Origin of the sequence: Micromonospora craterilacus (genome assembly GCF_003236315.1) — a bacterium.
In the GTDB taxonomy this organism is placed as follows: Bacteria; Actinomycetota; Actinomycetes; order Mycobacteriales; family Micromonosporaceae; genus Micromonospora; species Micromonospora craterilacus.
In genome coordinates this window covers 1-2553 of the sequence record NZ_POTY01000423.1, presented here as the reverse complement: position 1 = coordinate 2553, position 2553 = coordinate 1, and the positions used below count along the sequence as shown (strand labels likewise).

Here is a 2553-nt window from a genome sequence, read left to right as displayed (position 1 = left end):
TCGGTGGGGTGGACGCCGTCGAGGCGGGCGATGGCGTGGAAGTGCACCGCTCCCCGCGCCTGAAGTTCGGCGACCTTGCCGGGTGAGAGCCGGACCGGGGCGACCGTGCGGGTCTTGCCGGAGGCGGTGATGACCGCGACGCGGGGGATACCGCGTCGGCGGGCGAGTTTGGCCAGCCAGCGTTCCGCGGCTTGCTTGGTGCGGTGCCACAGCTCGCCGGAGAACAGGTTCCAGACGGCCTGGTGGTCGTGGTCGTAGCAGCCCAGGCATAGCGGCCGGCCGAGCACGGCGTCACCGGTTTCGTGTCTGGCCCAGCAGACGGCGGGGCGGCCGTGGGGGCAGAGGCCGGCGGCCGGGTCGGTGGCGCGGCGGGCGTGGCACGGTTCGGCCCGGCAGTCGCAGCGCTTGCGACTCGCGCAGGTGTGCCGCTTGACGACTCGGGCGTGAACGGTGCCGAAGGACGGGGCGGTGAAGGTGGCGAACACCGCCGGATGGGCGGCGACCGTTTCGGGGACGCCTTTGCCGCCGACGAGGCCGGCGCGTAGGAGTTGGTAGGCGTCGCGTTGGTAGGTGTGCGCGCAGGACGGGCAGACGGTAGCGCGGCGGTTGCCGCAGGCGGTGTAGATCGCGGCGTCCGGCATTCCGTCGGTGTGCCGCTGGTCGACAACCCGGCCGGTGGACTGCTCGACGGTGAGGAGCTGGCCGGCGAGGCGGATGGGCCGGGTGCAGCCGGCGGCGGCGCGGACGTGGTCCAGCCACCCGTAGTAGTCGGGTCGGGTCGTCCGTTCGAAGGCGGAGCCGGCGGCGGTGTAGGCGTAGACCGGTGGGGTGGTGTCGGCGTTCGAGCCCACACCCCGGGCCGAGGCGCGGGGTGTGAGTTCCAGCGTCGACGCCATCAAGCCGCAACCCCGAGGGTGTGGGGGCGGGTGGTGATGGTGCGTTCGCGCACGATGATGCGGCAGGGGCCGCATTGCCGCTTGGCCGGCTCATGCCGGTAACACGGGATGGTGACGGTCGTCCCGCCGCAGCGGATGGTGACCGGTGTCCGGCATTCTCCGCCGGGAATGGTGTCGATGACGGTGCGGCGGGTGTCGAACGGGTGTGGTTCCGGCTGTGCCGGGCAGGTGTGGGTGACGTGTTCGATGTCGACGAGGTAGATGATCATCGGGCACCACCAACGGGCGTGCCGTTGATGGCCGTGCTGTGGCCGTTGATGGCGTGAAGGAGTTCCCGGGCGATGTCGGGAGCAACGGTCAGCAGGTCGGCCAGCTCGTCCGGGGTGATGGGTTGGCCGGTGCTCTGCTCGTGGCGGCCGATGACGAACCGGGCGGTGGGGATCAGGTGCGCGGGCACCTCGGGCCGGACGATCGGCACAGGGGTGATGGGTGCCTCGATGACGGCCGGCGTTGGGGCCGGCGGGGTGGCGACGACCGGCGAGGGCGCCGGGACGTTGTCGACGACCGGCGACGGTGCCGGGACGGTGTCGACAGCCGGCGCAGGAGCCGGCGTGTGGTCCTCCGGCGTGGCCGGGGCGTCGATGGGTTCGGTGGTCTGCTGATTCTTGGCCGCAAGGTCACGGGCGGCGGTGAGGAGGGCGGAGGCTTCGGCTTCGATGGCGGCGAAGTCGGGTCGGATGCGTCCGGCGACGAGTTCGACGCCGATGACGAGGACGACGACCAGGGCGAAGACCAGCCGCAGGCCGAGGCGGCCGGGTGAGGCGAAGTTGATGGTGGCCGACAGAAGCGCGGCGGCGGCGAAGACGACCAGGGCGCCGCGTTTCGCATCGCGGGCGATGCCGGAGGTGCGGACGACGGTGAGCATGGACACCATCGCGGCGTCGAAGATCAGCGGCACCAGGTAGGCGAAGTAGCCGGCGTTCTGGGTCCACAGGTAGTGGGCCTGGTGCAGATAGCTCGTTGCCAGGGCGCCGAGCAAGACGAACCGGTTGTACCGCTTGACCGACGCGATCGCCTTCAACATGGTGGGTACGGCGTTGCGGGCGTACTCGGCGGCGAACTGCTCGGTGACAGTGCCGGGCTCAGTGGTCGCCATGAGGGATCACCTCCGGGTGGGTATCGGTGGGGATGAGGTCGACCACGCCGGAGCAATGGGCGCACATGATCGGCGCCAGCCCGAGGGCGGCCATCTGCTGCCGGAAGCAGGGCAGGCAGGCGAAGTCCGCCGGGAACAGTCCCTCGCCCTCACACAGCTGGCAGGGGCCGAGGCAGGTGGGGCAGGGCACGTAGACAGGGCCGAGGATGTCGTGGATGCCGGCGGGGGTGCATTGGTCGATGCACCACAGACACGAGTCGATGGGGCCGAAGGTCATGACGGGCTCCCTTCGTGGCAGTCGAGGCATTCGCCGTAGCGGCGGGGGATGTAGTAGGGCTTCACCTCGCCGCACACGCGGCAGGTGCGACGGGCGAGCAGCGCCTTAGCGATGGCCTCCCGCTGCGCGGGGGTGGCGGTGCGCTTGGGCTTGGCCCAGTCGAGGCGGTAGAGGTAGGCCTGGCTCTTATACACATCTCCGAGCCCACGAGACTAGCGCTCATC

At 70.6% G+C, this 2553-nt stretch carries 4 protein-coding genes and 1 pseudogene; all 5 read right to left on the bottom strand.

Annotated features, from left to right (window positions below; all coding sequences use genetic code 11):
- Positions 1-896: replication initiator (locus C1I95_RS33365; protein WP_325048893.1), on the bottom strand; the 896-nt coding region annotated here is incomplete at its 3' end.
- Positions 896-1165 (bottom strand): hypothetical protein, encoded by a 270-nt coding sequence (locus tag C1I95_RS33360; RefSeq protein ID WP_111220046.1) that lies wholly within the window; start codon positions 1163-1165, stop codon positions 896-898. The genes C1I95_RS33360 and C1I95_RS33365, both read right to left, overlap by 1 nt.
- On the bottom strand, positions 1162-2052 hold the full coding sequence (locus tag C1I95_RS33355; protein ID WP_111220044.1) for a DUF2637 domain-containing protein: 891 nt from the start codon (positions 2050-2052) through the stop codon (positions 1162-1164). The genes C1I95_RS33360 and C1I95_RS33355 overlap by 4 nt, the downstream gene beginning before the upstream one ends.
- Complete coding sequence (locus C1I95_RS33350; RefSeq protein WP_111220042.1) at positions 2039-2329, bottom strand: hypothetical protein; 291 nt, start codon at positions 2327-2329, stop codon at positions 2039-2041. Before C1I95_RS33350 ends, C1I95_RS33355 begins: the two co-directional genes overlap by 14 nt.
- A pseudogene (locus tag C1I95_RS33345) lies at positions 2326-2508 on the bottom strand (RRQRL motif-containing zinc-binding protein); the annotation flags it as partial. The gene C1I95_RS33350 and the pseudogene C1I95_RS33345, both read right to left, overlap by 4 nt.
- Positions 2509-2553: the final 45 nt, after the last annotated feature.

What these genes read in the sequence shown, in the direction of transcription:
- C1I95_RS33360 (WP_111220046.1), bottom strand. Translation starts at nt 1,165, where the DNA reads ATGATCATCTACCTCGTCGACATCGAACACGTCACCCACACCTGCCCG.
- C1I95_RS33355 (WP_111220044.1), bottom strand. Translation starts at nt 2,052, where the DNA reads ATGGCGACCACTGAGCCCGGCACTGTCACCGAGCAGTTCGCCGCCGAG.
- C1I95_RS33350 (WP_111220042.1), bottom strand. Translation starts at nt 2,329, where the DNA reads ATGACCTTCGGCCCCATCGACTCGTGTCTGTGGTGCATCGACCAATGC.